Below are 15,759 nucleotides of genomic sequence, written 5' to 3' on the forward strand. Positions count from 1 at the left end.
ACAAGCTACTTGTCACCAACGCCGCAAGCCGCCCCACAGGCAGTGGGCTTTTCTTCCGGCTTGTCCGCTGCGCCACAGGCGGCAGGTGCTTCGGCAGGTCTGTCGCCAGCGCCACAGGCGGTACCGCAGGCGGCGGGACTTTCCTCCGGCCTATCTGCTGCACCGCAGGCGGAAGATACCGTTTCTTTTTCGTTCCATCCAAAGATGTTTGAGAGTGCCATAACTGTGACCTCCACTTTTGTATTCAGAGTGCTGTTGGTGTTGCTGTTTTGCTCTCTGTAATTCTAATTGTACGATTTTATTTTTCGGTCACAAGTACGCACTTTTTTATAACACAGTTACCTTGAGGTGACTTTTGCGCCGCCTCGGGCTTATAGAGGTCAAAAATATGAGCGGTATTAAAATATTTTACAATACTGCTTACACGCAAATAGAATAGTATCGTATAATAGGCATGTAATATTATATTTTGATCTAACAGCTATTTAAGGAGGTATTCATTGTGCTGACCAAAGCAGAGATGCCTGCATGCCCCGTTGCGACCACCGTACAGATGATCGGCAGCAAATGGAAACTGCTGATCATCAGAAATCTGCTCGCTCGGCCGTGGCGATTCAACGAGCTGCGCAAGGATCTGGAGGGTATCAGTCAGAAGGTGCTGACCGACAGCTTGCGCTCGATGGAAGACGACGGGATCGTCACTCGCACCGCCTATCCCGAAGTGCCACCCCGGGTAGAATACGCCCTGAGCGAATTGGGGGAATCCATGCGTCCCATCATAAAAGCTATGGAGATATGGGGACTCAATTATCAAAAAAGCGCCAAATAGAAAAACTCGTAAAAACAGCGCCAAAGCTCTTTAAAATAGAGCACATTGGCGCTGCTTTTTGCTACCAAAATTCTGTGTTGATGCACGTCTTATCGGGGCTATTATATAAAGCAGGAGGCGACACACCGTATATTGGGCCAGATACTTTGTACTTGGATGCATAAAAAAGCCTGTACCGATGGGTACAGGCTTTTTTATGGTGGTGGAGGATGGATTCGAACCATCGAAGTCACTGACAACAGATTTACAGTCTGCCCCCTTTGGCCACTCGGGAACTCCACCGCATATTTGGTTTTAAATGGTCGAGGCGACAGGACTTGAACCTGCGGCATCCTGGTCCCAAACCAGGCACTCTACCAAACTGAGCTACGCCTCGGTACACAGTGCGCAGTTGTAGCTCACGGCCGTAACTACAGCTTTTTAATTTTATCGTATCCAGAACAAAAAGTCAACGGCATTTTCCTATTTTCACCTTGCTTTTTCACAAATTTCCTTCCAGATAAAAAAGAGCAGCACGGTGCTGCTCTTTTTTATCTGGTACTGACTGTCGACAGCAGCACCTTTTTACCATCACCGGTGCAGGATCTCCGACTCATTTTGATGACAGTAGTCGTACATTTCGCTGCCGGTAGCAAACCACACCCCGGGCTTATCTTTGACAAAGGTCAAAAACTCTTCAAGTATGGCCGAGCGGCCGGGATTGCCGATCGTTTGGGGATCTAATTGCATGACGTAACACAGGTGATGGGTGTAGTGGCCGGTAAACTCATCCTTCCAGTTCGAGAGCATACTGCTGTAAGGCGCTACCCTGCCCTGACCGGTGGGAAAAGCCGGCCGGTAGTTAAAGGCCAGATAGGGGAAATCGAAGTTGGCCCACTGGATAGGTATCTGCAGCATTTGGGTGCCGGCATCGTCTATCGGCATAAAGTAGGGGCGGTCGTCATCGCTCAGGTCGCTGGAATAACACATGCCTAAGCTGTGGGCGATCTGCAGCGTCTCCAGGGTGAGGTCCCCCTCGGGGGCACGAAAACCACGAGGCGAAACACCACTGTACTTTTCGATAGCGGCCACCGCTTTTTTGAGCCGTTCTTGCTGTTGGGCGCGGTCAAACAGCGACAAGTTCTCGTGCAGATAGCCGTGGCAGGCGATCTCGTGCCCGGCAGACACGATGTCTTTCATGTAGCCGGCATATTTTTCGGCCACGATGCCGGGGACGAAAAAGGTTGCCTTGATCGAAAAGCTCTGTAAGATATCCAGTAACCGGCCCAGTCCGCGCGTCATGCCGTACTGGCCCATCGAGAGCGTTTTAGGCATGTGGGCCGCCCGTTCATCCAGCTGCAGCCAAAAGTATTCGGCGTCGAGATTGACGGTGATCATGGCCGCGCACTGGATGTTTTGCGGCCATTTGGGGTGCTGTGTATACATGTTTATCTATCCCTCCCTACTGCTCTCGGCCGGGTATGTCTGCCGCCACCAGTCGGCGATCTGGCTGGCGGTAGCCACCCATACGTCTTGGTGGCTGGTGACTTCTCTGAGTATCTCTTCCAATATCTGATTGCGGCCCGGTGCGCCGGATATCTGTGGGTGCATGAGGAAAGAGATACACAGCCCATAGCGGTGGTAACCGGCAAATTCGGCCAGGTAATTTTGCTGTACATTGCGGTAACAGGAGATGCGGTCGAGACCTGCCGGTTCAGCCGGATAGATATTGTAGGCCTGCGCCACATAATCGTCCAGTTCCCACTTGGAGGGGATCTCGATAAAGTCGGTTACCCGGCCATCGAGCACGGTGCGGTAGGGCCGGTCGTCGCCGCGCATGGAACTGGAGTAGGAAAAACCCCGTTCCTCCAGCAGGTAGGGGGTGTCTACCGCCCAATCGCCCGACGGGGTGCGAAAGCCCACCGGCGCCGTGCCGGTGATATCTTTGATGATCTTCTGGGTCTTTTCGATGATCTCGATCTGCTCCTCCCGCGTTTTTTCCACAAAGCGCTCATGAGTATAGCCGTGATTGCCGATCTCATGGCCGGCGGCATGTATTTTTTTCACAACTGCGGGATTGTGCTCGGCTACGTAGCCGGGAACGAAAAAAGTGGCCTTTACCCCGTACTTGTCGAGCAGATCCAGGATCATATCCACACAGCGGTTAGGGCCGTACTGGCCCACCGAGCGGGCGCGGATGAGTTTATCGGCGTTGGGCTCGTCAGACGACATATTTTTCCAGATGATATCGCCGTCGAGGTCAAAAGTAAACATGGCCGCGCTCTTGCAGCCGTGGGGCCATTTTACAGCTTGCATATAGGTCGTCCTCTCTATCGTGAGGTGCTGTTAGAGCACCTTCTCTAAAAACACACGGGCGCGGTCGGATTTGGGGGTGGAGAAAAACACATCGGGCGGCGCGTCCTCCACCAATATGCCTTCGTCTAAAAAGCAGATGCGGTCGGCCAGTTCCCGGGCAAAGCCCATCTCGTGGGTCACTAGTACCATCGTGATGCCGGTATCGGCCAGGTTTTTGATGACCCCCAACACCTCTTTTACCATCTCGGGATCCAGGGCGCTGGTGGGCTCATCGAACAGGATGACTTCCGGGTCCATGGCCAGCGCACGGGCGATGGCCACCCGCTGCTTCTGCCCGCCAGAAAGCGTATCGGGGTACACGTTGGCCTTGTCGGACAGTCCAACCTGTTCTAGCAGCTGCAGCGCCTTTTTCTCGGCCTGTTTGGGCGGCACTTTTTTTACTTTGCGGGGGGCATATGTCATGTTGCCCAACACGGTCATGTGGGGAAAGAGGTTAAAGTGCTGGAAGACCATCCCCACCTTTTCGCGCACCGACATCAGGTCTACTTTTTTCTGGGTGATATCTTGCCCGTCGATAAAAATCGAGCCGCCAGATGGCTTTTCGAGCAAATTCATGCACCGCAGCAAGGTGGATTTTCCCGACCCGGAGGGACCGATGATCGCCACGATCTCCCCTTTGTGGATATCCAGCGACACGCCTTTGAGCACCTCCAGCGCGCCAAATTCCTTATAGATATTTTTAACGCTTATCACTCTTATGTACCTTCCTCTCAACCAGGTGGGCCAGCAGCGTCAGCAGCATGACGATGATGTAGTAGATGAGCGCCGATACCAAGAGTGGTTCAAACGCCTTATAGGTGGAGTTCATTACCAGCTGGGCGGTGCGCATAATATCTACCAGACCGATGGTGGCCACCAGCGAAGTACCTTTGAGCAGGTTGATGATCTCGTTGATGACGCTGGGCAGTGTGCTCTTGATCGCCTGGGGAAAGATGATATCGCACATCATACGCGGATAGGGTACCCCCAGAGCGATGGCCGCCTCGCGCTGACCCGCATCTACTGCCTGGATACCACCGCGCAGGTTCTCTGACAAAAAGGCGGCCGAGTTGCAGGCAAAAGCCAATACGCTGGCCTGCATGGCGGTGATCTTGTAGGCAAATAGCTGGGGGACGGCAAAGTACACCAAAAACAGCTGCACCAGCTGGGGAACACCGCGGAATATGGAGGTGTAGAAGTAGGCGATGCCCCGCAACACTCTGCTGCGCGATATCTTGCACAGCGTGAGCGGAATGGCGATGACAAAGCCCAACAGTAGGGACAGGCCGGTGATCTGTAAGGTCATGCCGATGGACTTAAAAAACAGCGGCATGTATTTGGGAATGACACTAAAGTCTAAGTTCACGTTCTCTCTCCTTTGGCCGCAGCGTAGAGCCAGACGGCTGCCCGCCTGGCTCTGCCTGCGCGAAATGCCGATATCGGCGCTGAGATCTTTTTTACACTAGGATGTGATGGAAAATATCCAATTTTTCGCCAAAAAGCGTATCGTCAGCCACAAGAACAGCGCTGCCGCTTCGCGGCGCGAGGAACTGTGTTCCGAGAGCTGTTCTTACACTTTTTGCGCTGCCCGGCGGGGGGTAGCTCTTATCTTTTGCCCGTATTGGGGTGGCCTATTGCGCAAAAAGCTATTCGCCGATATATGCCTCTCCCAGCCATTTGACGATGATCTGGTCCATCGTGCCGTTGTCCTTAAGTGTCTGGATCTCCTCGTCGAAAACTTTTTTAAGCTCTGAATCCTTGGGGAAAGCGATCGCGAACTCTTTGGCCACTCCTTCGCTCAGCGAACTGTCGACCGGCACCATAAAACCGTCGATCTCATCGTACTGTTTCATAAAACCGTCGATGAGCGAACCGTCGGTACACATGGCGTCGATACGGCCATTGAGCAGCTCCTGCAAAACCGCGGGCTGGCCGTCGAATGTTGACACCTGGGCATTTGGCACCCGGCGGGCCATATCTTCGTATGAGGTACCGGTAGAGCAGCCGATCTTTTTACCGGTCAGATCGTCTACCGTGGTGATACCGGAGCCCTTTTTGACCAAAAAGGCATCGCGGGCCTGGATGTAGCCGATCGAAAAATCGACATTTTTGCGGCGCTCATCCGTAGCAGTCATACCGGAGATGACCATGTCGGCCCGGCCGGACTGCAGCGCCCCGATCAGCCCGGAAAACTGCATGTTGGATATCTCGTAGGTAAAGCCCAGATCTTTTGAGAGCTGCTCGATAAAATCGATATCCAGCCCTTCGTAGGTCTCGTTCCCCTCCTCGTCGACGGTGACCGACTCAAAGTTTTTAAACGAGGCGCTCAGGGCGATAACATAATGCTTGCCAGACAGGGGCTTTGAGCTGTCACCTCCCGCAGCACCGGTCTCTTTGGTCTCTTCGCCACAGCCGGCAAACAGCCCCAGAGTGAGTACCGATGCCGCCAACAGGGCAAGTATTTTTTTCAGTTTCATAAAAACTCCTCTTTCTCTCATACAGATATTGTTTGTAAAACCGTCAGCTCTACTGTGCTGACAAGTCGATCTTTCCCGCTTTCCAGCACCGGGGCGACCGGGGTGGCGTGGGGTAAGCGCGCTTGCTGTGGGAGAGCGACTGGGCCACCAGCATCTCGGCGGTATTTACCAGTACCATAGCGGGGTCGATGACCGGGATGCCGACCAGCGCCGAGACCTGTGGCGCCAGCCCGGCAAAGCTGAGACAGCCCAAGATCACGGTGTCGGCCCCGTCGGCGGCACATTTTTTTGCCGCTTCGGCCAGCTGAGCGATCAGCTGGTCATCGCCAGTGGCGGTGCGTATCTGATCAGGCCCGTGCTGCGCGCTGCGCACCGAGGTCAAAAAGCTGCCATAACCCAATGCGCGAATAAAAGCCTCTTTTGGGGGGATGCGGCGCTCGTCGGTGGTGAGTACCGAAAAGTGATAGCCCAACTGGGTGGCCAGCGCCAGCGAACACTGGGCCCCACCCAGCACTGGGATCGAGAGCACCTCGCGGCAGGCAGCCAGACCGGGATCGCTAAAACAGTATAGCGCCACTGCGTCGTACCCCTCCTGTTGGGCATCCAGTGCCAGCTGCACGATCTCGGGGGCCGCAACCGCCACATCCAAGTCGGAATCGATGCAGACCTCGGTACACTGGGGGCAGATCATCGATATTTGGGTATCCGGTCTGGCTGTTGTCAACAGCAGCGCTTCACGGGCCACCAACTGCTGGCGATCGAGACCAGAATCGGGGTTTATAAACTTGATGCGCATAGTTAAGTCCCCTCTAGAGCATCTCTTTTTTAATGCCTTTTTTCAGGATATTGTGGTAGTCGATATAGGGATATATGCCATCATCGAATACGGGGCAAAACTGCTGCAATTCTGAGAGCTGCAGCTCCTCAATAGCTTTTTGGTGGTCCTCGCAGTAAATGACGATCTGGCCGACGATGCCGTGGGCATCACGGAAGGGGATCCCTTTCCCCACCAGGTAATCGGCTACCTCCGTTGCATTAAGAAAGCCCTTTTTGACCGCTTTTTCCATATTTTCTTTTTTCACAGTGAGCGTGGCGATCATTCGCTCCATCATGCAGAGCGATAAGATGACCGTTTGCAGACTGTCGTGAAAGGCCTCTTTATCCTCCTGCATATCTTTGTTATAGGCCAGTGGCAACCCCTTCATTACGGTGAGCAGCCCCATCAGATCGCCGTATACTCTGCCGGTCTTGCCGCGAATGAGTTCGGCCCCATCTGAATTTTTCTTTTGAGGCATGATACTGGAACCGGTGGTGTAGTTGTCGTCGAGACTGATAAAGCCAAATTCCTGCGAGCTCCAGAGGATGATCTCCTCGCTGAGACGGCTGAGGTGCATCATAAGGATACTAAAGGCAGACATGGCCTCCAACTGGTAGTCGCGGTCACTGACCCCGTCGATAAAGTTTGCATACACGCCGCTAAAACCCAACTGTTCAGCGGTAAAAGCGCGGTCGATCTGGTGTGTCGTACCGGCCAGTGCGCCACAGCCCAGCGGCGACAGATCCATGTTGTCCAGTGCGCTCTGCAGCCGTTTTTTATCGCGTTGGAGCATACCGTGGTAAGCCATTAGATAGTATTTGAAGGTGACTACCTGTGCCCGCTGCAGATGGGTATAGCCGGGCATAATACAGGGGTTTTGCGCCGCTTTTTCCTGTAGTGTGCGCTGCATCTTCTCCACCAGCTCAATAACGTACGCTGTCTGCTGCTTTACATACAGCTTCATATCTGTATTGACCTGGTCGTTTCTGGAGCGGGCGGTGTGCAGCTTTTTACCCACATCGCCGATGCGCTCGATAAGATGTACCTCTACAAAGGTGTGCACATCTTCGTAGGCGTTGGTCATCTGCAGGGCACCGCTCTGTACGTCCGCCAGGATACCCTGCAGGCCCTGTGCGATCTGTTCACCTTCCTGGACGGTGAGCAGCCCACACTTTACCTGCATAGCTACATGGGCCAAACTCCCCTGGATGTCTGGCCCACACAGCCAGGTCGTATTGGAGAGATTGTTGTTAAACTGCTCCATCAGCTCGTTTTCGTCCTGGCGGAAACGACCGCCCCACAGTTTGGTAACTGTTTTATGCTCCATTTTAAAGCCCTCTCTGCTGTATGTTTTTTAAAGTAGCATAATTATACGATATATTTTATAATAATTGCAATAGATTGCAATAAATTTTCTATTTATCTAGTAATTATACATTTATAAAGCTATATATATTCCATTTTTTGTATTTAATGCCTTTAATTATTGTATATTTAGTTGTATATTAAAATATTTATTCATAACATACAAATTGTACGGATGTGTATATCTGTATCTCTATCCACAATCGAGTAAAACTTTTTACCGCGGCTAACTTTGTAACCTACCTGGATGAACAGCCTATGGGTTACAAAAAGATAAGCATGATGGTCTTAAAAATTCTCCCTCAGACATTGACAACCTAATAGGTAGATGATATAATTCACGTTGTTGTCATATTCGCTGGTGTAGCTCAGTTGGTAGAGCAGCTGATTTGTAATCAGCAGGTCGGGGGTTCAAGTCCGTCCACCAGCTCCATTGAAAAGAGCTGGCCAATGTGGCTACTGAAATAAAATATGGTGGAGTTCCCGAGTGGCCAAAGGGGGCAGACTGTAAATCTGTTGTCAGTGACTTCGATGGTTCGAATCCATCCTCCACCACCAAAGCTGCGGCGTGTGCATTGCACACCGCAGCTTTTTTCTTTTAGTAACGCAAAATGCTCGCGTTTGAGGCGGTATCTAAACCGCTTGTCCCTCTCAGTAAAAAAGGCTGTGCCACTTCGGTCCAGTCTTTTTTACTGTCTGATGCATGCGCGCAAATGCAAATAGTAATTAAAAGACTCATTTTCCAGCCGCATTTACACGTTCCCCATGCATTTTTCGAAAAAGTATTTTGTCCACATCCAGCGTTACAAAATGGCCGCCACTCGGCACAGCTCTTCTCTTTGTGTATACGACGGCTATGCACACCTTACCGGGTAGATCCAGCAACCAAATATGCGCCTGTTTATCTAAAGACAATACTGCCATGCTCCTGTTTGTAGCTACAGGATATCCCTGGTGTACAAGCCCCAAGCAATATTGACCGAACGGTCTGTAATTGTTATAATAAATTACAGACCATTCAGTCTATATTTGGGATCAGAGGTGTTTTGGTGAAAAAACAGGAGAAGACAGAACGGACGCGTGAGCGGATCGTCGGCGCCGCCATAGAAGAATTTGGCACTGTCGGTTACAGTGCCGCGGCGATCAACAACATCTGCAGTGGCCATGAAATATCTAAGGGGTTGCTCTACCACAATTTTTCCGGTAAAGATGCACTGTATCTGGCCTGTGTATCGCGCTGCTTTGCCGAAGTGACTGCATATTTAAAAGATCAGGACATCGGAGATGACTTAGAGCGGTATATGCAGCTGCGCATTCGGTATTTTTCTCAGCATCCGCTGTGCGCCAGAATTTTTTTTGAAGCAGTCCTTCAGCCGCCAGCATCGCTGGCGGCACAGATACGCGAGGCCAAAGCCGACTTTGACTGTCTCAACAAAAAGATCTACCAGGCGGCACTGTCTAAAATGACGCTGCGGCCGGGCGTTACGCAGGATGACGCTATAGCGTATTATGAAGTCATGCAGGAGATGTTTAACGGCTATTTTAGCAGCCCGGCCTATGTGGGCAAAGACCTACAGGTACTGGTGGCCGACCACGAGAGCCGCCTGGCAAAAATGCTCGATTTTATGTTATATGGTATCGCCGAGAGGAGGATACAAAAATGATCTTGCTTTTTCTGCGGCTGCTGGCCGCTGTTGCGCTGGCCTTTGTGGCCGGTAAATTGGTGTCGAAACTCAAGCTGCCCTCGATCCTAGGCTGGCTGATCGCCGGCATGATCTTAGGCCCCCACGCGGTCTCTCTCGTGAGCGACACTCTGCTCGATGCCGTTTGGTATCAGAGCATCATGCACGTTTTAGAGTGTGCTGTGGGCCTGATGATCGGTACCGAACTGGTGTGGCGTAAGATAAAACGTTCGGGAAAAGCGATCATCATCACTACGCTCACCCAATCTATCGGCACATTCCTAGTCGTGTCGCTGGTATTTGGTATCGTGTTCTATTTTTCCGGTATACCTCTATACCTGGCGTTTCTCTTTGGTGGTATCGCTCTGGCCACCGCTCCGGCACCGGCCCTCTCTATCGTGCGCGAATTTAAAACAGAGGGGCCGGTGACCGCCACCCTTATTCCTATGGCGGCGCTGGACGACATTGTGGGCTGTATCGTATTTTTTAGCACCATCGCCATCGTGGCGGGCAATCTGTCGGCGGGAGAGCTACCGGCCTATATGATCGCGCTGGTAGTGCTGCTTCCTTTGATCATTGGCGTCGTCACCGGCCTGTTGGCCGGCTTGGTGCTGAAAAAAGAGCGGGGCGCAGGCCCCACTTTAGCTTTGCTGATAGCGATGATCCTCCTCTCCTCCGGGGTGGGTTTTTGGTGCAATGATTTGCTGCCGCGACCGGTGCTCAATTTTATGCTGATCGGTATGGCTTTTTCAGCTACATTTTCGAATATGGTCTCTGAAAAACGGCTGGATCAGATCATGCAGGGCTTTAATCCCATTCTCGGAGTGGCCATGATCGTCGTCATCCTAAATTTGGGTGCACCGCTGGATTACCACCTGATTCTGGGGGCGGGGCTCTACACAGCGATCTACATCGCTGCCCGGGCATTCGGAAAGTACTTTGGCGCCTTTTTTGGCGCTGCGGTGACCAAGTCTCCCAAAACTGTGCGCAACTATCTCGGCCTTACGCTGCTGCCCCACTCCGGTGTATCGCTGGTGTTTACCGGTATTGCCGTATCGGTGCTGGCGGGGCCGGCACCGGCCTGCGCCAAGATCATTCAGGGCACGATCGCGGCCGCCGCGGTGATCAACGAGGTGATCGCCGTCGTCATGGCCAAAAAGGGGTTTGAATGGGCCGGCGAGTTTGATCGGCAAGAGGCCACCAACAACGTCAGCGCAGTACCCCTGCCGCCGGTCATTACCATCAGCCGCCAACACGGCAGCGGTGGGCGTATGGTCGGGCACCAGCTGTCACAGCAGTTAAAGATTCCTTTTTACGACCACGAGATCATCGAGCGGGCCGTCAATTCCAGCACGATCGACCAGAGCTTTTTTGAAGAGGCCGAGACACGTTGGGCGGGCAGTTTGCTAGATGGGCTCTCCCGCGATGTCGGACAGGGTCTCTCGGTCGATGATCGGGTATTTTTACACCAGTCACAGATCATTCGTCAGATCGCCAGCGAGAACTCCTGCATCATTGTAGGCCGCTGTGCCGATCAGGTCCTCAAGGACCGACAAAATGTAATTCGGGTATTTATTTATGCCGATCGCAAGAGCCGCCAACACCGGCTCATCCATACCTATCACGAGACGACCGATCATGCTCTGGCGGATATAGAGAGGACCGACAAGCGTCGAGCTTCCTACTACAGTTTTTACTCCGGGCGTCAATTCGGCGATGCCGACAACTACGACATCTGTCTCAACAGCAGTGCATTGGGGATCGATGGCTGTGTGCAGATCTTAAAAGACGTCTATCGCTCTTTGTCCGCCGCCACCCAAGAGCGGTAGATAAGGGATATGGCCCATATAAGAAAGCGCTCTGTCCGGGTGGGGCAGAGCGCTTTTAGGTGCGCAGTCACACTGATTAAAAATCGGCATAGAATGGGCAGACTGAGCGAAGTACCCCTATCTGATCACCTTTGATGGGCGATATGATTTTAAAAATAAACCTTGACATTTGTCCGTCATGTGCTAAAATACAGATTAAATCGATGAGGAAGAGGAAGTAACTGCTGTGCCCTCCGGCCAAGAGAGTTGCGGGCGGTGAGATCGCAGCGCGGTAAGACAGCAGTGAATGGGCTTCTGAGAGCAACCCGAACTTTTCTGGTTAGCAAAAGAAAAGTAGGCGCGCCGGAGTGAGACCTCCGTTAACAAATGTCTGGCGTATGTTTGTACGCGGCGAGTGGGCGCAGTGCTGTTTGCACAGACGAGCGCCAAGCAGGGTGGCACCGCAGGAGTGTTTTTACAGCTTCTGTCCCGGCAGTATGCAGGGACAGAGGCTTTTTTGTTTGCCTTTGTCCCGCAAGAGTCGCATATTTTGGAAAGGAGACAAATACTATGGCAAACCAAAACATCCCTTACAAGATCTACCTGTCTGAAAGCGAGCTGCCCCGCCAGTGGTACAATCTGCGCGCGGACATGAAAAACAAGCCCGCACCGCTTTTAAATCCCGAGACTCTGCAGCCCATGACCGCCGCCGACCTGGCGCCGGTGTTCTGTGAGGAACTGGTGGCGCAGGAGCTCGACGATACCACCCCTTTTATCGACATCCCCAGTGAGATCCGCGACTACTACAAAATGTACCGGCCTGCTCCGCTGATGCGCGCTTACCGGCTGGAACAGGCACTGGGTACTCCGGCCAAGATCTACTACAAATTTGAGGGTAACAATACCAGTGGCAGCCACAAGCTAAACAGTGCGATCGCCCAGGCCTATTACGCCAAAAAGCAGGGGCTAAAAGGCGTCACCACCGAGACGGGCGCCGGCCAGTGGGGCACAGCCCTCTCGATGGCCTGTGCGTACTTTGGGCTCGACTGTAAGGTGTATATGGTCAAGGTCTCGTACGAACAAAAGCCGTTTCGCCGTGAGGTGATGCGCACCTACGGGGCTGATGTCACCCCTTCTCCGTCTGACACCACCGCCGTTGGCCGCAAGATACTGGCCGAGTTCCCCGGTACTGGCGGCAGTTTGGGCTGTGCTATCTCAGAGGCAGTGGAGGCCGCCACCACCCGCGAGGGATACCGCTACGTGCTGGGCAGTGTGCTGTCGCAGGTGATGCTGCACCAGTCGGTCATCGGTCTGGAGACCAAAGCTGCCCTGGACAAATATGATATCACCCCAGACATCATCATTGGCTGTGCCGGGGGCGGCTCGAATCTGGGGGGACTCATTGCCCCGTTTATGGGACAAAAGCTGCGGGGTGAAGCAGATTACCGCTTTATCGCCGTAGAGCCGGCCTCTTGCCCCAGCTTGACCCGGGGCAAATACGCATACGATTTCTGCGACACCGGTATGGTCTGTCCGCTGGCCAAAATGTATACGCTGGGCAGCGGCTTTATCCCCGCTCCCAACCACGCCGGCGGGCTGCGCTACCACGGCATGAGCAGTGTGTTGTCGCAGCTTTATGACGACGGTCTTATGGAGGCCCGCAGCGTAGAACAGACGGCGGTGTTTGCCGCAGCTGAGCAGTTTGCCCGCATCGAGGGCATCCTTCCTGCTCCCGAGAGCAGCCACGCCATTAAAGTGGCGGTGGACGAGGCACTGGCCTGCAAGCGATCTGGCGAAGAAAAGACCATCGTGTTCGGTCTCACCGGTACCGGCTACTTCGATATGACCGCTTACGAGCGCTATAACAACGGCGAGATGAGCGACTATATCCCCACCGATGAAGACCTAGCACGAGGTTTTGCCGGTCTGCCCCAGTTCCCCGGCAGCATGAACTGAACCTCCCCTCTTTCCTTCTCTTTATTTTCACACTGCTGAGAGGCGAACGCTGATGGCGTTTGCCTCTCTTTTTTTGTTTGTCTATCTCTTATCCTGACTTACAGATAAGGCCCAGGAAAACGCTTTTTTGTTGTCTGTGGGCAAATTGGTGTATACTGGTATTTATAGAGAACGGGCCCTTACTGAATATGGCCGCCCTATACCAGAGCAGGAGGTAAAGTGCTGTGGACAAACTTTCTCGATGGATATGCGTCGCTACTGCAGCCCCTATTTTGGCCGGCTGTATGTTGGTCGTTTTGTATTGCTGCCGGCCCGAACTGATAGGAGGAGCCCCTCCACTGCAGTGGGGGCTTTTGTGCTTGACGGTGCTGCCGCTGCTGGCCTACCCCCTGCAGCGATATATTCCCGGTTTTCGCGACCGCGGGCGGGAGGGTCAGCGCAGCTTAGCTATGGTGTTCGCCGTTATCGGCTATCTGCTGGGGTGTGTGGGCAACGCACTGCTGCGCGGTACCCGGGCTATGTGGATCGTGTATACTGAGTATCTGCTCTCTGGGTTACTATTGCTGGTGGTCAACAAGCTCATCGGTAAAAAGGCCAGCGGCCATGCCTGTGGTGCCGCTGGGCCCGTGGCACTGCTCTGCTACTTTGGAGTGCCGGCGCTGCTCCCGGGGGCGGTGCTCTTGGTTTTTGTGTGGTGGGCCAGTCTGCACACCGGGCGGCATACATCGGCCCAACTGGCCGGTGGTACAGCGGTACCGCTGGCGGCGCTACTTCTTATCCATCTGCTATCGCCGCTGCTGTAGATAGAATAGACTATAAATAGAAAGAGGGGCGGGACCGCCATAGGTCCCGTCCCTCTTTCTATTTATAGAGCCGATCAGACATCTTTTCGCTGATAGACGAACTCACCGGCCAATATCGTGGCGTCGACTTTTACATCTTTGATGCGCTCGGGGTCGATGGTGAAGATATCCTCGCTGAGCACTGCCAAATCGGCATAGTACCCGGGCCTGATGCGGCCCTTCACATCCTCTTCGAAACTGGCGTAAGCGCTGGCTGCCGTGTAGGCATCCACCGCATCGTACACGTCTACACACTCATCGGGATAAAAACCGCCGCTCGGGGTGCCGGCCAGATTTTTTCTGGTCACTGCACAGTAGATGTTGTGCATGGTATTCAGGTCTTCCACCGGCGAATCGGTGCCGAAACTGTTGTGGATGCCCAACCGGTTCATGGTGGCAAAAGCATAGCTGGTCGCGGCCAATTCTTTGCCCACCCGGCTCTCTAACACCGTCATGTCGTAGTGTAAAAAGATGGGTTGGATGTAAGCTAAAATATTGTTTTGGGTAAAGCGCTCTACCAGCGCCCGATCGGTGATCTGGCAGTGGACGATGCCGTGCCGATGGGGGTTCTCCCCATCCCCGCAGACCGTATCGTAACTGTTAAGCACCTGCTCAATGGCTGCATCGCCGATCGCATGCACCGCCACCTGACAGCCGGCGGCATCGGCTATCTGAACCAGCTCGTCGGTCTGTTGCTGGGTGAGCGTTTGAATACCGGTAGTCGACGGGTCATCGGCGTACGGTGCGCGCATCAGCGCAGTGCGGGCGCCCAGCGAACCATCTACAAACAGTTTCAGCGGCCCGATCTTATTAAAGGCGTCGCCGCTGCCGGTAATATAGCCCTGCTCTAAAAACTCCCGGTAATCGTCGGGGGCCATAAAATTACACTGGTGATAGACCCGCAATGTGGGGTGGGTCGACTGGATGTTGTGATAGGCCTGCAGCATATCTCTATAGGCACCGGGCCGCACATCCATGGTCTGCACCGAGGTGATGCCCCACTCGGCGGCATGCTCCATAGCGGTGTGCAGGGTGTGCTCGATCTCCTCTACCGTGGGGTCGCGGCGCAGGCACATCACCAAATTGGCCGCTGTCTCGCGAAAGATGCCGTTGGGCTCGCCGTTTTCATCCACATCGAACTGGGCCCCTTCGGGCTGCGGGGTATTTTTGGTGACCCCGGCCAGTTGGATGGCCAGCGAATTGGCCGTGAGGGCATGACCACAGGCCCGCTCTAAAATGAGGGGATATTCCGTAGTGATCTCATCCAGGTCGTGCCGGTCCATCATGCGGGGCTCATCGGTAAAGTAATCCTGGTTCCAGCCGGTTCCGTGCAGCACAGTGCCGGGCGCGGGCTTGGTGCGGGCGATAAAGTCGCGCGCGATCTGCTTGGCCTCGGCCATCGAGGTGACGCCGTGCAGATCGATAGATTCTAAGTTCTCGCCCACAAAGTACAGATGCATGTGGCTGTCGTTAAAACCGGGCACCACGGTGCGGCCGCCGGCGTCGTATTGGGGCGTACCGGCCGGGGCTACGGCCAGCACCTCTTCGTTGGTGCCCACTGCCTTGATGACACCGTCCTCCATATACACCGCCTGTGCAAATTTTTCGCGCTCTACATATACTTTGGCGTTGGTTATGAGTCTGCCCAT

14 protein-coding genes, 4 tRNA genes and 1 pseudogene are annotated in these 15,759 nt (G+C 53.7%); 8 read left to right on the forward strand and 11 right to left on the reverse strand.

The window, feature by feature from the left end:
- Positions 1–5 precede the first annotated feature (5 nt).
- Positions 6–221, reverse strand: coding sequence for an ACGX-repeat peptide (acgA, locus tag H8K20_RS11945; protein ID WP_186488573.1), 216 nt, complete (start codon positions 219–221; stop codon positions 6–8).
- A 281-nt stretch (positions 222–502) separates the two neighbouring features.
- On the opposite strand from acgA, the gene H8K20_RS11950 reads away from it, so the two are divergent.
- Complete coding sequence (locus H8K20_RS11950; RefSeq protein WP_105204660.1) at positions 503–829, forward strand: winged helix-turn-helix transcriptional regulator; 327 nt, start codon at positions 503–505, stop codon at positions 827–829.
- A 197-nt stretch (positions 830–1,026) separates the two neighbouring features.
- Here the strand turns inward: H8K20_RS11950 and H8K20_RS11955 are convergent.
- The 9 genes from H8K20_RS11955 to argH form a co-directional block, all read right to left on the reverse strand.
- A tRNA-Tyr gene (locus H8K20_RS11955) sits at positions 1,027–1,111 on the reverse strand.
- A 17-nt stretch (positions 1,112–1,128) separates the two neighbouring features.
- A tRNA-Pro gene (locus tag H8K20_RS11960) sits at positions 1,129–1,205 on the reverse strand.
- A 194-nt stretch (positions 1,206–1,399) separates the two neighbouring features.
- A complete protein-coding gene (locus tag H8K20_RS11965) occupies positions 1,400–2,254 on the reverse strand; it encodes a polysaccharide deacetylase family protein (protein WP_186488574.1) in 855 nt (284 codons plus the stop codon).
- Between the two features lie 6 nt (positions 2,255–2,260).
- Positions 2,261–3,124, reverse strand: a complete 864-nt coding sequence (locus H8K20_RS11970) for a polysaccharide deacetylase family protein (protein ID WP_186488575.1) — start codon at positions 3,122–3,124, stop codon at positions 2,261–2,263.
- A gap of 30 nt (positions 3,125–3,154) precedes the next feature.
- On the reverse strand, positions 3,155–3,877 hold the full coding sequence (locus tag H8K20_RS11975) for an ATP-binding cassette domain-containing protein (protein ID WP_186488576.1): 723 nt from the start codon (positions 3,875–3,877) through the stop codon (positions 3,155–3,157).
- Positions 3,864–4,529, reverse strand: a complete 666-nt coding sequence (locus H8K20_RS11980) for an amino acid ABC transporter permease (protein WP_105204656.1) — start codon at positions 4,527–4,529, stop codon at positions 3,864–3,866. The genes H8K20_RS11975 and H8K20_RS11980 overlap by 14 nt, the downstream gene beginning before the upstream one ends.
- 280 nt (positions 4,530–4,809) lie before the next feature.
- Positions 4,810–5,640 (reverse strand): transporter substrate-binding domain-containing protein, encoded by an 831-nt coding sequence (locus tag H8K20_RS11985; RefSeq protein ID WP_186488577.1) that lies wholly within the window; start codon positions 5,638–5,640, stop codon positions 4,810–4,812.
- Between the two features lie 49 nt (positions 5,641–5,689).
- Positions 5,690–6,436 carry an aspartate/glutamate racemase family protein gene (locus H8K20_RS11990; protein WP_186488578.1) on the reverse strand — a complete coding sequence of 249 codons (747 nt, stop codon included), beginning with the start codon at positions 6,434–6,436 and terminating at the stop codon, positions 5,690–5,692.
- A 13-nt stretch (positions 6,437–6,449) separates the two neighbouring features.
- The gene (gene argH / locus H8K20_RS11995; RefSeq protein WP_186488579.1) at positions 6,450–7,784 is read right to left on the reverse strand and encodes an argininosuccinate lyase; all 1,335 of its coding nucleotides are present in this window, start codon (positions 7,782–7,784) and stop codon (positions 6,450–6,452) included.
- Between the two features lie 395 nt (positions 7,785–8,179).
- On the opposite strand from argH, the gene H8K20_RS12000 reads away from it, so the two are divergent.
- The 7 genes and pseudogenes from H8K20_RS12000 to H8K20_RS12025 all read left to right on the forward strand — a co-directional run bounded on the left by H8K20_RS12000 (position 8,180) and on the right by H8K20_RS12025 (position 14,071).
- Positions 8,180–8,255, forward strand: a tRNA-Thr gene (locus tag H8K20_RS12000).
- Positions 8,256–8,295: 40 nt separating this feature from the next.
- Positions 8,296–8,380 (forward strand) — tRNA-Tyr (locus H8K20_RS12005).
- 491 nt (positions 8,381–8,871) lie between these two features.
- Entirely contained in the window at positions 8,872–9,486 is a 615-nt protein-coding gene (locus H8K20_RS12010) for a TetR family transcriptional regulator (protein WP_186488580.1), read from the forward strand.
- A pseudogene (locus tag H8K20_RS12015) lies at positions 9,483–10,688 on the forward strand (cation:proton antiporter); the annotation flags it as partial. The gene H8K20_RS12010 and the pseudogene H8K20_RS12015, both read left to right, overlap by 4 nt.
- Before the next feature lie 57 nt (positions 10,689–10,745).
- Positions 10,746–11,333, forward strand: coding sequence for a cytidylate kinase-like family protein (locus H8K20_RS13905; RefSeq protein ID WP_341480859.1), 588 nt, complete (start codon positions 10,746–10,748; stop codon positions 11,331–11,333).
- A 549-nt stretch (positions 11,334–11,882) separates the two neighbouring features.
- Positions 11,883–13,268, forward strand: a complete 1,386-nt coding sequence (locus H8K20_RS12020) for a TrpB-like pyridoxal phosphate-dependent enzyme (protein ID WP_154866258.1) — start codon at positions 11,883–11,885, stop codon at positions 13,266–13,268.
- A 359-nt stretch (positions 13,269–13,627) separates the two neighbouring features.
- On the forward strand, positions 13,628–14,071 hold the full coding sequence (locus H8K20_RS12025) for a hypothetical protein (protein WP_186488582.1): 444 nt from the start codon (positions 13,628–13,630) through the stop codon (positions 14,069–14,071).
- 74 nt (positions 14,072–14,145) lie between these two features.
- Here the strand turns inward: H8K20_RS12025 and H8K20_RS12030 are convergent, their stop codons facing one another.
- Entirely contained in the window at positions 14,146–15,759 is a 1,614-nt protein-coding gene (locus H8K20_RS12030) for an amidohydrolase (RefSeq protein WP_186488583.1), read from the reverse strand.

Source organism: Neobittarella massiliensis (ex Bilen et al. 2018), assembly GCF_014269355.1.
Lineage (GTDB): Bacteria > Bacillota > Clostridia > Oscillospirales > Ruminococcaceae > Neobittarella > Neobittarella massiliensis.